Source organism: Arthrobacter sp. NPDC055138, from assembly GCF_053607305.1.
Window position 1 is genome coordinate 284,441 of the sequence record NZ_JBSGTH010000004.1, and the last position, 18,352, is coordinate 302,792.

Annotated in this window: 15 protein-coding genes; 7 read left to right on the forward strand and 8 right to left on the reverse strand. The window is 62.4% G+C overall.

The features are described from left to right. Positions 1-3: 3 nt before the first annotated feature. A complete protein-coding gene (locus tag ACWF5H_RS11940) occupies positions 4-1,503 on the reverse strand; it encodes a flavin-containing monooxygenase (RefSeq protein WP_452037071.1) in 1,500 nt (499 codons plus the stop codon). A gap of 20 nt (positions 1,504-1,523) precedes the next feature. Beyond that, positions 1,524-2,369: an alpha/beta fold hydrolase gene (locus ACWF5H_RS11945; protein ID WP_452037073.1), complete on the reverse strand. Its 846-nt coding sequence runs from the start codon at positions 2,367-2,369 to the stop codon at positions 1,524-1,526. A gap of 142 nt (positions 2,370-2,511) precedes the next feature. On the opposite strand from ACWF5H_RS11945, the gene ACWF5H_RS11950 reads away from it, so the two are divergent. Next, positions 2,512-3,231: a FadR/GntR family transcriptional regulator gene (locus ACWF5H_RS11950; protein ID WP_452037075.1), complete on the forward strand. Its 720-nt coding sequence runs from the start codon at positions 2,512-2,514 to the stop codon at positions 3,229-3,231. A 730-nt stretch (positions 3,232-3,961) separates the two neighbouring features. Here ACWF5H_RS11950 and ACWF5H_RS11955 read toward each other — a convergent pair. Then, complete coding sequence (locus tag ACWF5H_RS11955) at positions 3,962-4,750, reverse strand: crotonase/enoyl-CoA hydratase family protein (protein ID WP_452037077.1); 789 nt, start codon at positions 4,748-4,750, stop codon at positions 3,962-3,964. Next, on the reverse strand, positions 4,747-5,658 hold the full coding sequence (locus ACWF5H_RS11960; RefSeq protein ID WP_452037079.1) for a 3-hydroxyacyl-CoA dehydrogenase family protein: 912 nt from the start codon (positions 5,656-5,658) through the stop codon (positions 4,747-4,749). The genes ACWF5H_RS11955 and ACWF5H_RS11960 overlap by 4 nt, the downstream gene beginning before the upstream one ends. 154 nt (positions 5,659-5,812) lie before the next feature. Between ACWF5H_RS11960 and ACWF5H_RS11965 the strand changes: the two genes are divergently transcribed. The 3 genes from ACWF5H_RS11965 to ACWF5H_RS11975 are packed head-to-tail and all read left to right on the forward strand — an operon-like array spanning position 5,813 to position 9,075. After that, positions 5,813-7,027: an acetyl-CoA C-acetyltransferase gene (locus tag ACWF5H_RS11965; protein WP_452037081.1), complete on the forward strand. Its 1,215-nt coding sequence runs from the start codon at positions 5,813-5,815 to the stop codon at positions 7,025-7,027. Positions 7,028-7,061: 34 nt separating this feature from the next. Next, on the forward strand, positions 7,062-8,270 hold the full coding sequence (locus tag ACWF5H_RS11970; RefSeq protein ID WP_452037359.1) for an acyl-CoA dehydrogenase family protein: 1,209 nt from the start codon (positions 7,062-7,064) through the stop codon (positions 8,268-8,270). 55 nt (positions 8,271-8,325) lie between these two features. Next, positions 8,326-9,075 carry an SDR family oxidoreductase gene (locus ACWF5H_RS11975; RefSeq protein ID WP_452037083.1) on the forward strand — a complete coding sequence of 250 codons (750 nt, stop codon included), beginning with the start codon at positions 8,326-8,328 and terminating at the stop codon, positions 9,073-9,075. Between the two features lie 60 nt (positions 9,076-9,135). Here the strand turns inward: ACWF5H_RS11975 and ACWF5H_RS11980 are convergent, their stop codons facing one another. Together ACWF5H_RS11980 and ACWF5H_RS11985 are read right to left on the reverse strand one after the other, a co-directional pair. After that, positions 9,136-10,347 carry an acyl-CoA dehydrogenase family protein gene (locus ACWF5H_RS11980; protein WP_452037085.1) on the reverse strand — a complete coding sequence of 404 codons (1,212 nt, stop codon included), beginning with the start codon at positions 10,345-10,347 and terminating at the stop codon, positions 9,136-9,138. Positions 10,348-10,349: 2 nt separating this feature from the next. Beyond that, positions 10,350-11,435 (reverse strand): phosphotransferase family protein, encoded by a 1,086-nt coding sequence (locus tag ACWF5H_RS11985; protein ID WP_452037087.1) that lies wholly within the window; start codon positions 11,433-11,435, stop codon positions 10,350-10,352. 179 nt (positions 11,436-11,614) lie between these two features. Between ACWF5H_RS11985 and ACWF5H_RS11990 the strand changes: the two genes are divergently transcribed. From ACWF5H_RS11990 to ACWF5H_RS12000, 3 genes are read left to right on the forward strand one after another with little or no spacing between them, the layout of a single operon-like run. After that, positions 11,615-13,288 carry a class I adenylate-forming enzyme family protein gene (locus tag ACWF5H_RS11990; RefSeq protein WP_452037360.1) on the forward strand — a complete coding sequence of 558 codons (1,674 nt, stop codon included), beginning with the start codon at positions 11,615-11,617 and terminating at the stop codon, positions 13,286-13,288. A gap of 2 nt (positions 13,289-13,290) precedes the next feature. Beyond that, on the forward strand, positions 13,291-14,061 hold the full coding sequence (locus ACWF5H_RS11995) for an enoyl-CoA hydratase/isomerase family protein (RefSeq protein ID WP_452037088.1): 771 nt from the start codon (positions 13,291-13,293) through the stop codon (positions 14,059-14,061). A 5-nt stretch (positions 14,062-14,066) separates the two neighbouring features. Continuing rightward, complete coding sequence (locus tag ACWF5H_RS12000; RefSeq protein ID WP_452037089.1) at positions 14,067-16,127, forward strand: acetoacetate--CoA ligase; 2,061 nt, start codon at positions 14,067-14,069, stop codon at positions 16,125-16,127. A 9-nt stretch (positions 16,128-16,136) separates the two neighbouring features. Here the strand turns inward: ACWF5H_RS12000 and ACWF5H_RS12005 are convergent, their stop codons facing one another. Then, a complete protein-coding gene (locus tag ACWF5H_RS12005) occupies positions 16,137-16,691 on the reverse strand; it encodes a MarR family winged helix-turn-helix transcriptional regulator (RefSeq protein WP_452037090.1) in 555 nt (184 codons plus the stop codon). Between the two features lie 282 nt (positions 16,692-16,973). Continuing rightward, positions 16,974-18,170 carry a M14 family zinc carboxypeptidase gene (locus ACWF5H_RS12010; RefSeq protein WP_452037092.1) on the reverse strand — a complete coding sequence of 399 codons (1,197 nt, stop codon included), beginning with the start codon at positions 18,168-18,170 and terminating at the stop codon, positions 16,974-16,976. Between the last annotated feature and the right edge of the window lie 182 nt (positions 18,171-18,352).

An 18,352-nucleotide genomic window follows, 5' to 3' on the forward strand; every position in this document is an offset into this window, starting at 1 on the left:
TCGTCAGACGAGGGCGGCCGTGTGGACCACGTCGTAGGCTTCCGGGGTGAAGTGGCCGATCTCGTCCCGGAAGACGTAGGCGAAGTCCGGCCAGATCAGGGTGAGCTTGCCGTTGCGCTGGTCGATGTACCAGCTGTTGCAGCCGCCCTCGAGCCACACGGTGCCCTGGCCGCGGGCATGGACTTCTTCGACGAAGGCCTCCTCCTCCTCACGCCGGACCTCGATGGTCTCCACCTGGTGCTCCCGGGCCCACTGGAGGGCGTCCATCACGTGCTCCAGCTGCGCCTCGATCGTGTAGACGGCCGAGGTATGGCCGGTGGCCGCGCTGGGTGCGGAGATGATGAACAGGTTCGGGAACCGGGAGACGGTCAGCGTTTGGTAGGCCTCCATTCCGGTGCTCCAGTGGTCGGCGAGGAGCACGCCGTCGCGGCCGTGGATGAGTTTGGCGAACGGCGGTTCGGTCGCCTCGAAGCCCGTGGCCAGCACGATGACGTCGAGGTCGAATTCGTTCCCGGCCGCGCTGACGGCCCTCCGACCCTCTACCCGGGCCAAGGCGGATGTCTCCAGCGTGACGTTGTCGCGGGAGAAGGCGGGGTAGTAGTCGTCTGAGTACAGCACCCGCTTGCAGCCGAGCTCGTAGTCCGGAGTGAGCTTTGCGCGCAGCTGCGGATCCGGGACCTGGGCTTCCCGGAACCGGTCGACCATCGCGGTTACCTGGGCCAGCGCCTGGGGTACCCGGCGGCGTTCGGCGAAGGTGGACTCCGAGAACCAGAAGATGTCCGAGCGGTGCGCCTGCCGGGTCTGTGGGTCGCGGGCGAACATCCGCTGTTCGGCCTGCGTGTAATGGCGGTTCTGCCGGGGCAGGATGTAGGCCGGAGTGCGCTGGAAAACCACTAGTTCGGCGGCGTCCTGGGCCAGTTCGGGGATGATCTGGATGGCGGAGGCTCCGGTGCCCACCACGCCGATGCGCTTGCCCTTGAGCGGCACGTCGTGCCGCCAGCTGGAGGAATGGAATATCTCGCCCTCGAAGTCCTCGAGCCCGGGAATCGGCGGCACTTTGCCCTCCGCCAGCAGGCCCATCGCGGGGGCGAAGAAGCGGCTGCGGTAGGTGCCTTGGGTTGTTTCGACCACCCAGCGCGCGGTGGAGTCGTCCCATTTGGCGGAGCGGACCTCGGTGTTGAAGCGGCAGTGCGTTAGGATGCCTTCCTCGCGGGCGGCCTCCTGCAGGTATTCGTGGATCTCGTGGCCGGGGGAGCGGACCATGGACCAGTCCGGGTTGGGGCGGAAGGAGTAGGAGTACAGGTGGGAGGGCACGTCGCAGCAGACGCCGGGGTAGGTGTTGTCGCGCCAGGTGCCGCCGACGTCGCCGGCGCGCTCGAGCAGCAGGAAGGATCGGCCGCCTTCGCGGGCGAGCTTGATGCCCAGGCCGAGGCCGGAGAATCCGGTGCCGACGATGATCACGTCGACCTCGGGCAGGTTTTCGAATGCGGATTCGGTGTTCATGGTCGTTTTCTCCAGTGGTCTCAGGGCTGTGCGGCGGGGATGATCGTGCCCGCCGGATACCGGTCGGGGCTGGCGGTGAAGTGGTCGATGAGGCGCAGGAGCTCGGCCGGACGCTCGAAGATGACGGCGTGACCGCAGTCGATCTCGGTGTAGCGCGCATCCTCGATGGCCCCGAACAGCTGCTTGCCGTGCCGGATCGGAACCAGCTGGTCATGGGTGCACGCGATGATCAGGGTTCGGGCAGTGATCCGGTCGAGACGGTCGCTGATGTCGACGCGTTCGTTGAGGTCGAACTGCCGTTCCACCGCGGCGTCGAAGCGGCCCATGGCGATCATTGGCTCCAGCATCTCCAGCGGCAGGGCCGCTTGGAAGGGACCCCCGAAAAAATGGTTGAACATGTATGTCGCCAGTTCGGGGGAGCCGGAACGGTAGAGCTCCCGGAAAACCCGGGTGAAGAGCACATGCTGCGCATCGCTGCGCATCCAGCCCGCCACCAGTACCAGCTGGCGCACCGTTTCCGGCCTGGCTGCTGCCACGGAGGCGGCGATGACGGCACCCAGCGAGTACCCGACAAGCGCGACTTCCTGCCCGGGCAATACATGATCCAGCACCGCGCACACCTGGCGCTCCAGCAAATCCACTGTCAGTGATTCGCCCAAGGGGACCTGCAGGTCGAGGGAAACCACGCGCCGGCGGGCCCCGAGCATCGGATACAGAAACCCGAACTGCTCCTCCGTACTGCCGGCGGAGCCGTGCACCAGCACAACCGGTGGCGTTGAGGACGCCTCCTGTCCGGTGTCGTAATAGCGGACCTCCAGGCCGTTGACCTCGAGGAGCCCGGCGGCGGTGATCTGGGCTGTCTGCATGAGTTCTGTCCTTTGTGGATCGGGCACCGAATGCGCGGTGACGGCCGGGTGAATACATCGTGATGAATGAGATATTCATCACGATGTATGGGAGCTTAGGGTGGGTAATATAGCCCCGTCAAGAGGTAAGAGGAGAGTGAAGGTGGCAGGTCAGCAGCGACACAGCCGCGCCCACGAAATTGCCGAGGCCCTGTCGGCACTCTCTGAACAGAGTCGCCCGGGGGAGCGGTTGGGCCAGAAGGACGAGCTGCGCGCACGGTTCGGGGCGTCGATAGGGTCCTTCAACGAGGGCCTCAAGCTCGCTCAGGACCGCGGTGTCGTGGAAGCACGGCGCGGACCCGCCGGCGGCATCTTCGCGGTTGCCCGAACCGTACTGGGTCGACTGGGTGACGAGCTGATGACCCTGGATGCCACCGACCCCACCGTGGCCGACGCATGGCGTATGCGCAACGCCCTGGACCCGCTGCTCGTCTCGGATGCCCTGGACCACGCGACGATGGCCGATATCGACCGCCTCCGCCACTACGAACGCCTCATGACCAAAGCCATCAGCGCATGGAACCTGCCGGATTTCATCCGCGCGACCATGGACTACCAGCGGCACATGGTGTCCCTTTCGCCCAACGTCATGTTCCGCCCGGTCTTCGGAGCGCTGCTGGACGTCCTGGAGCGCGGGGCTGCACCCGTGTCGGCCTCGGGTGGCACGGTCACGGAGGAAGGGCTGCGCGCCCGGTTGGCCTTTTTCGAGCGGATGACCGGCGCACTGGAGTCCCGCGACCGGGCTGCGGCCTACGCGGTCATGGTTGAATCCGCGGTCGGCTGGGTTCCCTACCTGCCGTGGGACAGTCCGCGCCCCGCCTGAGTTCAATTGGCGTCCTGACATGGCGGCGATTTCATGGTTGGCAGCGATGTGGTCTGAGCGCCTCTGACGCCGCCCATGGTCTGTCCTGACCCGAGTATTCCGCTGAAACCCCATTGTTGCGTCTGACGGCGACGAAAGGTGGCGCATGTGCCGCATTAGGGAGCAGGGGCACTCGTGACTCGCCGTCCTGCCGGGAAGCGATTTACCCCTGGGGTCCGGCTCTCGGCCGGTTGCTCCAGCTCCGGCTCCTGCATGAGCGAGGAGGCACTCATGTCTTCGAGCACACCGCGTCCCGAGAGCTCATTAAGGTCGGTGAAGAGGACTTCATCACCGTCGACCAGGCTCGCGCCGCGTTGCTGCCCATCCTGAATGACGTCCCGCCCGCGCTCCCGACCATCAAGAGTCCCGTTTACGCGTGAGCCCAGACACACAACTCAGAAGGATGATATGAGCGAAGAGTTCGATGGAAAGGCCGGTCTGTTCACCGGCGCGGTCGGCGGTATCGGAAGGGCGTCAACGAACTGCCCTTAAATATGAACTGCTCCCCGTAAGTTAGAACGAATTTTCAGTCTAAATTTCGGGGAGCAGTTCAAAATCCAGCCCTCCTACTCGATCTGCCGTGAACGGCTTCCAGGAAAGATGCTCCGCATGCTTTTACGCGGAAGCTGCGGGCACAGCGAAGGGGTGGCCTATGACGGCCACCCCTTCCAGGGTTTCTCTACCGGGCGCTTTAGGTTCCGGTCCATTGGGGCGCCCGCTTCTCGGCAAATGCAGCCGCACCCTCTTTGGCGTCGTTGCTGGCCAAGATCCGGTGAAACTCAACAGAGTTCGTTTTCCAGCCAGCTTCTTCCGTTCCGGCTCGTCCCGCCTCCAACTGAACGGCCACCTTTTTGCTGGCCTGCAGCGACAGTGGGGCGTTCTTGCTGATCTGCGTGGCGAGGCGCAGAGCTTCGGCGTACGTTTCCCCGGGGGCAGTGAGCCTGCTTACTAGCCCGAAGGAATAAGCGCGCTCGGCTCCCAAAGGTTCTCCGGTCAGCAACAAGTCCATGGCCACTTTCAGGGGAAGCTGGCGCGGCAGCCGTACGGCCCCGCCCGCGCCGGCGACGAGGCCCACCTTGACTTCCGGGAGGGCGAATTTCGCGGCCGAGGAGGCAACGACGATGTCTGCTGCAAGCGCTACCTCGAATCCGCCACCATAGGCGATTCCCTCTACGGCCGCAATGACCGGCTTGGCGATGGTGCGCTCCGTGCAGCCAGCCAAACCCCAATCGCCGTATCGGCCCTCGGCATCGAACAGTTCCTCACCACGGGAGACGGCTTTCAGGTCAGCGCCCGAGCAGAATGCCTTGGTGCCGGCGCCGCGAATGATGACCACCCGGACATCGTCGTCGTGTTCAGCGCGCTCCAGGGCTTCTGCAACCAGGTTGGACATTTCCATATTGACGGCATTGAACGCCTCAGGGCGGTTCAATGTAATTGTCATGACCCGGTCCGAAGTCTCCACCAGCGCCGCGCTCATTCGGTACCTCCGTATTCGTAGAAGCCTTGGCCGGACTTGCGGCCCAAGTGCCCTGCGGCGACCATCCGCCGCAGCAGTTGGGGAGACCTGTACGCGGGATCACCGGTGCCCTCAAAGATCGCCCGTCCCGCGCGGTACGCCACATCTACTCCCGTGAGATCCGCCGTGGCCAACGGGCCCATCTTGTGGCCAAAGCCCAAGACGCAGGCCTTATCGATGTCTTCGGCGGAGGCGATGCCCTGCTCGACCAAGCGGACTGCTTCCTGCATGAGCACAGTCATCAGGCGAGACGTCACGAAGCCGGCATCGTCGCGATTCACCACGATGCTCTGCTTACCCAGATCGGTAGCGAGCGCGAGGGCGGCTTCCAAGGTTTTGTCGCTGGTCCGGTAGCCACGGATGATTTCACACAGCGGCATGGCAGGAACCGGCGAAAAGAAATGCATGCCGATGATCTGTTCGGGACGGCTGGCTGAACCGGCGATCTCAGAAATTGAGATGGCACTGGTGTTGCTGGCGAGGACAGCCGAATCATCGGCCTCGGCAGACAGAGCGGCAAAGACCTTCCGCTTGACGTCCAGGCTTTCGATGACTGCTTCGATGACGGCCCCGGTGCCGGCCACTTCCGACAAGTCCGCTGCCGCGACGATGCGCTCCATCGCAGATTCCAGTCCGGCCTGGTGCAGACGTCCTTTATCCACCAGCCGTTGGAGCCCTTGAGCAGCCTGATCTTTGCCTCGGCCAATGGCGACAGGGTCGGTGTCATATAGACGAACCTGCATGCCTGCTGTGGCTGCCACTTGGGCGATGCCGGCGCCCATGAGCCCGGCGCCGACAATGCCGACTTCGGGAAAGCGCGGCGGCGCCTTCGCTCCTCCGCCGGCGGGGGGCAGTGTTTCGGTTGACAAGGGGTACTCCTCAGTTTGGGCCCATGGACGAAGCAGGCCGGATTGACACCTTCAGGGATTGTCAATGTCTTGACCAATTTATAGTTGCTCAGTATTCTGCTAGAAGTCAAGCGATTTCTAGGGCGGTTGGCTTCGAACTTTGGAAAGGAACGTCATGGAACGCATGACCGACAACGATGCAGTCATCGTCGCAACCGCACGGACGCCCATTGGACGGGCACGCAAGGGATCCCTCAAGGACATGCGTCCCGACGATCTGGCCGCGCAGGCGTTTTCCGGAGCCCTGGACAAAGTGCCGGGTCTGGACATCGCCGATGTTGAGGATCTCTACCTTGGTTGTGCCGAGCCGCACGGTGAGCACGGTCAGAACATGGCTCGCCGCATTGCCGTGTTGCTCGGCCACGACGGGCTGCCCGGCTCAACGGTGAACCGGTTCTGTGCGTCGTCCGTTCAGTCAGCTCGGATGGCCTTCCACGCGATCAAAGCTGGCGAGGGCGACGCCTACCTGGTGGGCGGCGTGGAGTGCGTTTCGCGGTATGGCGACATCACAGGTGAGGAACACCCTGCCTTTGCCGACGCCTCCCGAAGGGTCCTAGAGACGGCCCAGACTGGCCGGCCGTGGCAGGACCCTCGCAGTCTCGGGGGCGTGCCCGACGTTTACGTCCAAATGGGCTACACCGCAGAATTTGTCGCGCGGCATACCGGCACAAGCCGACAGGACCAGGACGAATACGCAGCGCTGTCACAGAGGCGGACGCAGGACGCCATCGCTTCTGGCTTCTTCCGGCGGGAAATCGTGCCCGTTGTCTTGCCTGACGGCACCGTGGTCGAGAAAGACGACTCGCCTCGCGCGGGCACCACAGTTGAGGCCCTGTCTCAACTCAACCCGGCTTTCGTCCCAGACGGCAGCGTAACCGCCGGGAACGCCTGTCCCTTGAACGACGGCGCATCGGCGGCTGTGATGATGTCGGCGGCCAAGGCCAAGGAATTGGGACTGGCTCCGTTGGCGCGGATCATCTCCAGCGGCGTCACAGCACTTTCGCCCGAGATCATGGGCTTGGGGCCGGTGGCGGCGACTGAAATGGCACTGCACCGCGCGGGTCTGACGATCGGCGATATCGACATTGTGGAGCTGAACGAAGCGTTCGCCGCCCAGGTTGTACCATCCGCCCGGAAACTTGGCATCGACTTCGACAAACTCAACCCGCACGGCGGCGCCATCGCTCTCGGCCACCCCTTCGGGGCGACGGGCGTCCGTATGCTGACCACTCTGATTAATGGGCTTCAATCGACGGACCGTCAGTTCGGCTTGGCGACGCTCTGCGTTGGCGGAGGCCAGGGCATGGCCATGGTGATCGAACGTCTTTAGCAACCCGCATTCACGATTTCCAGAAAGGCGCATGATGACAAGCACCCCGATGATGACCCACGCATCCGACTTCACCGTCTTGGACGGCGACTTCTACGGCTACGAGCAGGACCTCGCAGCACAGGAACTCACCGCCCTGGCACGTATCCGCGACTACATGGACACCGTGGTCAGGCCCGAGATCAACGGCTACTGGGAGCGGACAGAGTTTCCCCACGAGATGGTCGGCGGGCTAGGCGAACTCGGTGTTCTGGCCTTCCCCTACGAAGAAACCGCACCATTCAAGAATTCGGCCGTATTCCGGGGTTTTGTCACCATGGAGCTGGCTAGGGTAGACGCCGGGTTCTCCACCTTGACGGGAGTGTCCAGCGGGCTGGTAATGGGTTCGATTGCGTTGCTCGGCTCCGAACAGCAGAAAGCCGAATGGCTGCCGCGGCTGGGCACGGGCGAAGCGGTCGGTTCCTTCGGCCTGACCGAGCCGCTCTCGGGCTCCGACGCAGCCAAGGGACTCCGCACGACTGCACGCCGGGAAGGCGACCAGTGGATCCTCAACGGACAGAAGCGCTGGATCGGGAATGCCACCTGGGCGGATGTCATCATCATCTGGGCCCGGGATGAAGCAGACGGGCAGATCAAAGGCTTTGTCGTCCCGACAAGCACACCGGGCTACCTGGCCACCAAGATCGAAGGTAAGTACAGCCAGCGCACTGTCCAGAACGCCGATATTGAGCTGAAGGACCTGGTCCTGCCTGCTAGCGCAAAGCTTCCCGGAGCCAATTCCTTCCGCGATACGGCGAGCATTCTGATGCGCACCCGTATTGACGTGGCGTGGGCCGCGGTGGGGACGGCTGTCGGCGCCTACGAGACCGCTTTGGCCTATGCCAAGCAACGCGAGCAGTTTGGCCGGCCGATTGCAAGTTACCAACTGGTGCAGGACCTGTTGGTGAAGTCGCTGAGCAATATCACCGCCTGCATCGGGATGTGCGTCCGCGCCTCCGAGATGCTGGACCGCGGCACGCAGCAAGATCACCACTCGGCAATGGCTAAGGCCTTCGTCACGACTAGAACCAGGGAAGTGGTGGCCTGGTGCCGCGAGCTTTTTGGCGGCAACGGCATTGATCTGGACTACGACATCATCCGGTATTTCAATGACGCCGAAGCGCTGTACTCCTTTGAAGGCACCCGGGAAATGAATACCTTGATCGTTGGTCGCCACATCACCGGGATCTCGGCATTCGTCTAGCGAGCAGGCCGGCCGCGGCTGACCCCGCGGCCGGCCTCACTGAAAGGGGGTCCCGTTGGGCCGCAGATTTGAAGGTAAAACAGCGCTTGTAACGGGCGCGAGCCGTGGGATAGGACTGGCAGTCGCCAGACAGCTTGTCGACGGCGGAGCAAAGGTGCTGATTACAGCGCGCGGGGAGGATAAGCTGCAAGACGCCGTGCGGGTCCTCGGCGGTGCGGCCCTGGGTGTCGCGGGCAAGGCCGATAATCCGGAACACCGCGCCAGGGTCTTTGAAGTCATTAACGCTGAATTCGGCGGCTTGGACTTCCTGGTCAACAATGTGGGCATCAATCCCGTGTATGGGCCGATGATGGACCTCGACGACGGCGCGGCACGGAAGATTCTTGACGTCAACGTTGTTGGCGCGCTGAAGATGGCTCAGGATGCAGTCTCGGCCGGGCTGCGCACGCGCGGCGGCGCGATCGTAAATATTGCCTCGATTGCTGGCGTCACCTCAAGCCCCGGAATCGGCATGTATGGGGTATCCAAGGCGGCCGTGCTCGGGCTGACACGACAGCTCGCGGCGGAGCTCGCGCCGGACGTGCGCGTCAATGCGGTGGCGCCCGCTGCCGTCAAGACCAATTTTGCACGGGCCCTCTATGAAGGCCGCGAAGCAGAGCTCGCGGCAAAATACCCGTTGAACCGGCTTGGCGAGCCGGAGGATATTGCAGGGCCGGTCACTTTCCTGCTTTCCGACGATGCAGCCTGGGTCACAGGCCAAACAATTGTCATCGACGGCGGAGCAACCTTGGTCACGGCGGAGTAGCACTGCCCTCACGGAAAAGTGCCCGGCACCCTTGGGGTGCCGGGCACTACCCATCCTTGGCTAGAATCCCGCTGGCCGGAGCTGTGCCCTGCCCAGCGAAGACAAGTGCACTTCGTCGGGGCCGTCTGCCAGGCGCAGGGCGCGAACCTGGGCGTAGAGTTCCGCTAGCGGAGTGTCCTGTGAAACGCCGGCGCCTCCGAACAACTGGATGCCGCGGTCCACGATCGTTTGGACCTCGCGTGGGACTGCGATCTTGATGGCCTGGATCTCTGTGTGCGCCCTTTTGTTTCCGTACCGGTCCATCAACCATGCCGTCTTCAGGACAAGCAGGCGCAGGCTCTCGATAGTGATCCGGGACTCGGCCACCCACTGGCGCACTACGCCCTGCTTCGCCAGAGGTTGGCCGAAGGCGACGCGCTCACGGGCACGTTCGCCCATTAGCTCCAGCGTTCGCTCCGCCATGCCGAGCACACGCATGCAGTGGTGGATCCGGCCGGGGCCCAACCGCGCCTGGGCAATGGCGAAGCCTTCGCCCTCGCCCTTGATGATGTTCGCCACGGGGACCCGTACATCCGTGAACGAAATCTCGGCGTGGCCTCCATGGTCCCGGTCATCGTAGCCAAAAACCGTCAGGGCGCGCTCGATTTTGACACCCGGCGTCTCCCTGGGCACCAGGATCATGCTCTGCTGGCGGTGGCGCTCAGCGGCGGCATCGGTCTTGCCCATCAGGATGAAAATTTTGGCTTCATCGCTCATCGCTCCGCTGCTCCACCATTTGCGGCCATTGATGACGTATTCGTCTCCTTGGCGCACGATCGAGGTAGTGATGTTGGTGGCGTCCGACGAGGCTGTTTCGGGTTCCGTCATGCAAAACGCGGAACGAATTTTTCCCTCCAGCAAGGGCTGCAGCCAGCGCTCCTTCTGGTCATCGGTGCCGAAATCACGGAGCAGTTCCATGTTTCCCGAATCCGGCGCGTTGCAGTTCATGGCTGCCGGGGCGAGTTTCGGACTGCGGCCGGACAGCTCGGCCAGTGGGGCGTATTGCAGGTTTGTCAGGCCTGCACCGCCGTCCCCGGACAGGAACAAATTCCAAAGTCCCCGCCGTCGGGCGGATTCCTGCAATTGCCGGAGAACAGGTTGCCGTTCCCAGCGGTGTGGATCCTCGGCCAGTTGGTGTTCCAGTATGGACTCCGCGGGATAGATCTCTGTCTTCAGGAAATCCTGCACACGTTCCATGTAGTCGCGTGTGATGTCGTCAAACTCAAAGTGCATTGTTAGGTCCTCACCCTAGATTTGCTGGCCACGCGTTCGCCGTCCAAGAACCTGTGCCCGGCTCGGGCGAGCGGTAAGCTCATCTCGCCAATCCTCTCGAAGCCTTCGCCGACAGTCCCGCCGCCCAGATGGCGGAAATGGATACTCTCGGTGATAACGCCGGTCTTGAACGCCGCGAACGCCAGGTGCCAAGTCAGGTCCGGAATCTCAATGCCGCGCGCAGCCGAGTACTCAGCCAAGAGTGCGTCAAAGTCCGGGTATCCGAGCCCATAATCCACCGGCGACTCAAAGACGGCAGCGGTTACTGGGTCCAGATACGGCATCTGCCAGTACAAACCGAAGAGCGCCAGATCGGCCAGCGGGTCTCCCAGCGTTGACATCTCCCAATCTAGAATCGCAGCCACCCGTAAATGCTTTCCCGAAACATCGACCAGAGCGTTATTAAGTTTGTAGTCGCCGTGGACGATGGCCACGCCGGAGGATTCGGGGGGTGAGGCAAGGCGCGTCGCCAGGTCTTCCAATTCCGGCAGCGCACGGCTGCTGGAAGCTGCAAGCTGTTTCGTCCACCGGCGCACCTGACGCTCGAGGTAGCCCTCCGGCCGGCCAAAGTCTTCCAGCCCGATTTCTCGAGGATTTGTCCCGTGCAAAGTTGCTAGAGTTCTCGCCATTTTACGGCTCAACTCATCCAGTTGCTGCGGCGAGAATCCGTTGTTGTCGGCTCTCCGCTCGAAAGGCAGGCCGGCGACTTGGTCCATGATGTAAAACCACGATCCGATCCCGGCTTCGCCATTGCGGTCATCGTGGATCAGATGCATCCGAGGAACGGGAAACTCCGTCACTTGGAGCGCCTGCTGGACGGTGTACTCCCGCGACATGTCATGCGCCGTCTCCATTACGTGACCCAAGGGTGGGCGCCTCAGTACAAGCTGAGCGGAGCCGCAGTCGATGCTGTAGGTGAGGTTGCTGCGGCCCCCGGTAAGGAGTCGGGCCGAGCGTGGAATTCCCAGTCCGGGGTGGTTCCTTTGCAGCCAGTTGGAGAAGCGGTCCATCTCCAGTCCGGGCAGCCCCCGGGGAGAACTCATTTCCATGTTTATTCGCCTCCATGCTGTTCGTGCATTGTTGCTGCGCGGCTTCCCGCGCTCGGATTACAGGATGAGAGCGGATCCACACCTAGCTTTTTTCGCTAAACGTCTAGTAATCTTATCTCGATGTTAGCGCAATCACACGACCTCCTGCTGGGGGTCGGGAAGGAAAGCCTGTGAACCCGATGTCCGCGGCCCCGGTGCTCGACGACGAGCGCCGGGCCATCCTCTTGGCCCCGAACAATCCGCTGTATTCCACCATGCCGGAAGCGTTGGACGGAGCGTCCGACGGGCACCCAGCCAAGACGGCGCTGCACTACTTCGGTCGCGACTTCACCTTCGGCGACGTGCGGAGGACTTCGGACGCCCTCGCCTCAGCCCTGTCCGGGCTTGGTGTGGGCAAGGGAGACAGGGTCATTGTCCAGCTGCAGAACATCCCGCAGTTCGTCTTCACCGCGTTCGCTGTGTGGCGACTAGGGGCGATCATCGTACCGATAAGCCCCATGTACCGTGCCCCCGAAGTCAATAAGATTGCCACAGACTCTGAGCCTGTGGTGCTGGTGACGGCAAATGAAACATGGGCGGCCCAAGGCAGTGAGAGCATTGCCGGGACGACGGTCAAGGTCGTCATTACGACAGGGATGGCGGACTACGCTACCGACGTTCCAGCTGCACTGGCACGTCCGGCAGACAGCGTCAGGGATACCGCGGTTCTGGATCTCATGGAACTGGTGGAGGCTCACGACGGCGCAGTGGCGCCGGCGGCGACGATTGACCCGGACGATACAGCGATCTTCACCTACACGTCCGGGACCACCGGCCCACCTAAAGGGGCACTGACCAGTCATGCGAATCTGGTCTGGGCCGGTGCCGCGTACCCGGCATTCAACGGCATTGCGGGCCCCGACCAGGTGCTCATCTGCACCGCACCGCTCGTTCATATTACGGGGCTTGCATTGCATCTGAGCGCGTGGGTGAACCACGGGTCAAAGTTTGTCCTGGCCTACCGCTTTGAACCGAATGTTTTCCTCGACCAGATCGAAGAGCACCAAGTTACCTGGACAACCGGTGCGGCCACCGCCTACATCGCACTATTGCAAGCTGCCAGGAAACAACCTCGGGACGTTAGCAGCCTCCTCGCCCTTGGCTCTGGCGGTGCCCCGATCCCGACGGAGATGGCCAACGCTGTTCAGGAAGTTTTCGGCGTGAAACTGCAGCCGGGTTACGGGCTCACGGAGTCGACCGCTGCAGTCTCCAGCACACCCGCTGGGGTCGACCCCGTGGTTGACCCCGAATCCGGCATCATTTCCGTAGGCCTGCCGATGTTCGATACCCAGTTGCGCATTGAGGGCCCGGACGGCAAAGAGGTTCCCGCCGGTGAGCGCGGCGAGGTCTGTCTTAAGGGCCACGGGATTATCAGCGGCTACTGGCGCAATGAGGAAGCCAGCCGGGAAACGTTTCGTGATGGATGGCTGCGTACAGGAGACATTGGCTTCGTCAACGAAGACGGTTGGCTGTTCATCGTGGACCGTACCAAGAACATGATCATCGCCTCCGGCTACAAGGTGTGGCCCCGCGAGGTGGAGGACGTCCTTTACCGGCATCCTGCCGTCAGCGAAGCGGCGGTAGTGGGCGTTCCTGACGACTACCGGGGCGAAACGGTTAGCGCCTTCGTCTCCCTAGCGGATGATGACGTACAACGTCCAACTGCGGAGGAACTTATTGCCTACTGCAAGGAGAGCCTGGCTGCCTACAAAGTTCCCCGTCAGGTCACCTTTATGGACGTACTGCCGAAGAACTTCAACGGCAAGATCCAGCACCGTGACTTAAAGCAAATGGCTACAGACAGGGAAGCATAATCATGCCGGTGAACCTGGAAATAGCCGACGGCGTCGCCGTGCTGACGTTAAATGACCCGGACAGTATGAACGTTTTGGACGACGAAATGACAGCCGGGGTGATCACTGCCCTTGAGCAGGTGGCAGCTGCCCCTGGGGTTGGCGCCATGGTCCTTACCGGTGCGGGCCGTGCCTTCAGCGTTGGCGGCAGACTGCAGATGCTGACAGGCCTAGCGGAGGAGGCGGGCAGGCCGGGCGGCGGGGTAGCCTTGACAACCCGTATGCGCGGCAATGCCCGGCTGGTTGAGCTGATTCGGGGTATGCCGCAACTCAGTATTGCTGCGGTCAACGGTGCTTGTGTGGGGGCGGCTCTCGGCTGGATCAGCGCGTGTGATTTGCGGGTGGCGGCGAGCAGCGCCAAATTCAACACGGCTTTTCTATCGCTCGGCCTGTCCTCGGACTTTGGCACCACCAGGATGTTGGCAGAGTGCGTGGGCCGTGCCAGAGCCGCCGACTGGCTTTTGCGGCCACGGGCGATCGGCGCGCAGGAGGCGTACGCCGCTGGCCTCGTGGGCGAAGTGGTGGAAGTGGGCATCTTGATCGAAACTGCCCTGGAGTGGGCGCGAGCGGCCGTTGCCTTTCCAGGCGGGGTCAAGGCGATGAAAGAGAACCTGCGCGACGGCCTGGACCTGCCGCTTTCTGATGCTTTGGACCGGGAAGCTGAGCGGTTCGTGCAGAGCCTGTCGTCCCCGGAAGCCGCGGCCCAGATCCACAAAGCAACCTCGAGGAGCTAATCCGAATGGACGTTACGCAAACCAACGTCGGTATGGCGGGATCCGAGCCCTTGCCAGCCTTGCTGCGCGAGCCCGTCAAGGGAGAGGGGCTGAAGAAGACTTTTTTGGGCGACTACCTGGACTGGCTGAACCAAAATCGTGGCGAGCAATTCGAAAGTTATGACGAACTGCACCGGTGGACAGTGCGTGACCTCAACGGCTTCTGGAGTTCGGTGTGGGACTACTTCGAGATCCGGGACCACGGCAGTTACGTCGAGGCTTTGGGCGAGCAGACGATGCCCGGCGCCCGATGGTTCGAGGGGTCGTTGATCAACTACGCAGAAAACGCACTGCTCGGAGTGGGCCGAACCGCACCGCGGGGCGCAGCCCAAGCCGAGGACCAGGACACCGCAATCATCGGCGTTTCCCAGACGCGCGGACGAGTGCAGCTCACCTTTGCCGAACTGCAGGAGGGCGTGGCCCGCGTTCGGAGCGCCTTGAAACAGCTTGGGGTGGGCAAGGGAGACCGGGTTGCCGGCTACTTGCCCAATATTCCGGAAGCCGCCGTGGCCTTTCTTGCCACCGCCAGCCTAGGAGCTGTCTGGGCTGCCTGCCCACCGGAATTCGGGGCCCAAGGAGTCATCGACAGGTTTGCGCAGATCCGACCGAAGGTACTCTTTGCCGTTACCGGTTACGTGCACGGCACAAAGCACATTGACCGGGCCGGGGAACTTGCACAGATTCGCTCGGCACTGCCAGACCTCCTGGCTACGGTCGCCGTCCCCTACGGCGACTTTGACATAGAAACAGCACCAGGGGCGGTTTCCTGGTCGGAGCTGCCCACTACTGCGGATGATGCGCCGCTACTGGAATTCGAGCACGTGGGATTCTCGCATCCGCTGTGCATCCTGTTTTCTTCGGGTACGTCGGGCAAACCGAAGGCCATTGTGCATAGCCATGGGGGGTTTCTAGCCGAACACGTCAAAAACAGTGCCCTGAGTTGGGATCTGCGTGCCGGCGACCGAATGATCTGGTCCACAACCACGGCGTGGATGGTGTGGAACTCCCTGGTGTCGGCCCTGCTGCTGCGGGCCACCATCATCATGGTCGACGGCGATCCAGGTTATCCGGACATGGAAAACCAATGGCGGCTAGCCGAGGAACTGCGACCTACGCTCATGGGAATCAGCCCCGGCTTCATCATGTCCTGCAAGGATGCCGGGTTGCAGCCCGGGAAGCGGTATCAACTGGATTCAATCCGGACCCTCGGCGCGTCAGGCAGCCCCCTGCCTGACGCGGGCTTCCATTGGGTGCGCGAAAACTTCGGACCGAACGTGATTTTCAACATCGGCAGCGGGGGTACGGATGTCTGTACTGCCTTCGTTCAAAGTGGTCCATGGCAACCTGATTGGGCCGGTGAACTGTCCGGAAAATGCCTCGGCGTCAACGTTGTTGCGATGGACGATGAGGGACACGAAGTGGTCGACGAGTTTGGCGAGCTCGTTGTGCTGTCTCCCATGCCCTCCATGCCAGTGGGTTTCTGGGGCGACAACGGCGATCAACGGTATCTGGAGAGCTACTTCATGAGGTACCCCGGGCTCTGGTGGCATGGCGACCGCATCCGTTTCCGCTCCGATTCCGGCAGTTGCCTCATTTCCGGGCGGTCAGACGCGACCCTCAACCGCGGAGGCATCCGCATGGGTACAGCCGAGTTCTACAACGTGCTGGAAAACCGTGATGACGTGGTCGACAGCCTTATAGTCCATGTGGAAGACCCGGCCGGCGGGAACGGGCAACTCGTGTTGTTCGTGGCCACGTCCGACGGCACGCTCGTATCCGAGCGGCGGAACCAGATTATTCAGGATCTCAGAACGAGGCTCTCGCCCAGGCATGTTCCTGATCACATCGTTCGGGTTGACGTCGTCCCGCGGAACAGGACAGGAAAGAAGCTGGAGATCCCGGTCAAGAAGATCCTGGCGGGAACCCCAGCTGAGGAAGCACTGAGCCTGGATTCACTTGCCGTCCCGAGCTCCTTGGCCGAAGTTGAGGAATTTTCAAGGCTGTTCCAGACCGAAGGGACCAGATAAGCGGGCCCACTATTCGTGACGCTGGGCCTGCTGGGGTCCTTTGTCCAAAAGCTTTTCCAAGAGGCGGTTCAACTCCGAGCGTTCATCGGCGTCCAAAACCGAGAACCATTTTTCCGAAAAGTGCAATTGTCCCTTGACCGCACTGTCGGCCGTTTTCTCGCCTGCAGGAGTGAATCGGACGTTGACCAGTCTGCCATCGTCCTGGTTCCCGGAAGACCGGCTAATGAGGCTGGCTTTCTCCAACCCGGTCAAGACCAGCGACACTCCTTGACGAGTCAATCCCGTAAAACGAGCGACGGTGCGTGCTTCCAACGATTTGAAAACGGAGATGACGTAGAGGGCGCTGAAACTGCTCCAGTTTAGTTTCAATGGTCGCTGCACCTCGCTTTCCGCCGCCTTGACGAAGGCTCCCGAAGTGCGCACCAGCCGGAGCCCTAGTCCAAGGGAGAGTTGGTCTGCATCAGGAGCCACGGAACGCGCATAAGCGTCGGCCATACGGCCATATTCAGCGGCCGTGAGTTTCGAAACGTCAATCTGCTGCGGCGCTTTATCTGCGGGGGCCATGCACGAATTATGCCACGTATTGTCAATGAATGGACAAACTGCCGATGATGCGGGGAACCGGCACGAATGGCAGTCTAATCCGCCGAACCGACGGGCCTGAGGGCGCAAACCAGGGGTCAGCTCTGACGGGCGGGAAAACGTCGAACGTCCGTCTCGCCGAGCGGGGCGGATGGGGCAGGTGCCCCATCCGCCCCACTTTAATCCGGGACAGGCGGATATGTTCAGACGCGCGGAATGGGAGCAACGTCCCGGACAACTATCCTCGCCCCTGAGCGAAGCAGGCTACGGAACCGGGATGGTTCCCGCGTAGTCGGTGTTGTAGCCCGTCACCGGCTGGTGCGGGATGTCTTCCCAGCGGTCGGCGTCCTCCTGCTGAACTTCGCCGGTGGCGAGGCCCAGCAGCAGTTCCTTCATGGCGAGCACGTTCTGCTTGATGCTCTTGCCGCGGGCCTTCTGGCCCAGGCTGCCGTCCGAGGTGTTGCCGGAGGTTTCGAAGAAGACCACCGGGTTCGAGTGCCCCTCCGGATTCATCCCCTGATAGTCCAGGCCCAGCATCATCGCCGACACCACGCCGCCCTTGATGTCGATCTCCTGGCCGTTGCCCACCTGGTAGCGGTCCATGTTGATGGAGCCGTACTTGGACAGCTCGTCGTATACGTATACGTGCATCTGGCGGGTCAGTTCGTCGTAGGCGCCGTCTTTGATCCCCGGCAGCGTAGGCCCGCCCGGAGCCAGCGAGATGCCCAGCGAGAGGGTGACGTCGTCACCGGTGCCCCACTCCTTCTTCAACCCCTGGTGGTGGATGTCGATGCCGTAGGCCGGCTTCACATCGGTCCAGTATTCGTAGAAGGCCAGCGATTCGTTCGCCACGAAGCCGCTGGGGGTCCAGTCCCGGTTCAGGTCGATCCGCTGCTCGCGCCCGTTGGCGCCGAACTCCGGCAGGCCGTTGGCCTGATCCCACAGGATGGTGTGGCGGATGTTTGCTTCCGAGCCGTCCGGGTTGTACATCGGGATGAAGTGGAAGGTGAACTTGTCGCGCAGTAGTTGGTAGTCCGACGAACCATTGGTCCCCAGATCCTTCAGCAGTGTCAGGATGGAGTCGGTGCCGTAGGGCTCGTTGCCGTGGATGCGGCCCTGGATCCACACGTCTTCGGCGCCGTTGCCGACCGTGGCCACCCAGAGATCGCGGCCCTGCTCCGACTTGTTGACCTGCGTGCCTGCTTCCTCGAGCGTGAAGGCGTCCACGCCAAAGCGGCTGGTCTTCTCCAGCTTCCGCAATTCCTTCACCACGTCGTCGTAGGTCAGGATGCTGGAGATATTGGTGTTGCCCTCGGTGGAGGGGAAGTTGGCATCGGCAAGCACCGGCGTCGCGGCGCTGAAGGGAATGACGACGGCGAGGGCCGCCGCCGCTGCCAAGCTGCGGTAGCGCTTGGGTTGGGCAGGTAGCTGGTTGGTGCTGCTCTTGGGCTGGTGCTTCACTGCATGTCCTCCAATGGTTGAGCGATTCATCCCCGAACGCGGCCGACTGGAACGGCGGCGGACAATGGGACCGGCAGCTCGCGGGAGCTGCCGGTATCGGAGAGGCTAGCTGTACATCTGGGATAAGCACAGGGTCCGAGGCCGAATCTGGACCACTGGCCCGGTAATTTCCCTCAGGAGCG

Bases quoted from the DNA above. Each gene is read 5' to 3' on its own strand.
- ACWF5H_RS11940 (WP_452037071.1), bottom strand. From the start codon at position 1,503: ATGAACACCGAATCCGCATTCGAAAACCTGCCCGAGGTCGACGTGATC.
- ACWF5H_RS11945 (WP_452037073.1), bottom strand. From the start codon at position 2,369: ATGCAGACAGCCCAGATCACCGCCGCCGGGCTCCTCGAGGTCAACGGC.
- ACWF5H_RS11955 (WP_452037077.1), bottom strand. From the start codon at position 4,750: ATGAGCGCGGCGCTGGTGGAGACTTCGGACCGGGTCATGACAATTACA.
- ACWF5H_RS11965 (WP_452037081.1), top strand. From the start codon at position 5,813: ATGGAACGCATGACCGACAACGATGCAGTCATCGTCGCAACCGCACGG.
- ACWF5H_RS11970 (WP_452037359.1), top strand. From the start codon at position 7,062: ATGACAAGCACCCCGATGATGACCCACGCATCCGACTTCACCGTCTTG.
- ACWF5H_RS11980 (WP_452037085.1), bottom strand. From the start codon at position 10,347: ATGCACTTTGAGTTTGACGACATCACACGCGACTACATGGAACGTGTG.
- ACWF5H_RS11985 (WP_452037087.1), bottom strand. From the start codon at position 11,435: ATGGAAATGAGTTCTCCCCGGGGGCTGCCCGGACTGGAGATGGACCGC.
- ACWF5H_RS11990 (WP_452037360.1), top strand. From the start codon at position 11,615: ATGTCCGCGGCCCCGGTGCTCGACGACGAGCGCCGGGCCATCCTCTTG.
- ACWF5H_RS11995 (WP_452037088.1), top strand. From the start codon at position 13,291: ATGCCGGTGAACCTGGAAATAGCCGACGGCGTCGCCGTGCTGACGTTA.
- ACWF5H_RS12000 (WP_452037089.1), top strand. From the start codon at position 14,067: ATGGACGTTACGCAAACCAACGTCGGTATGGCGGGATCCGAGCCCTTG.
- ACWF5H_RS12005 (WP_452037090.1), bottom strand. From the start codon at position 16,691: ATGGCCCCCGCAGATAAAGCGCCGCAGCAGATTGACGTTTCGAAACTC.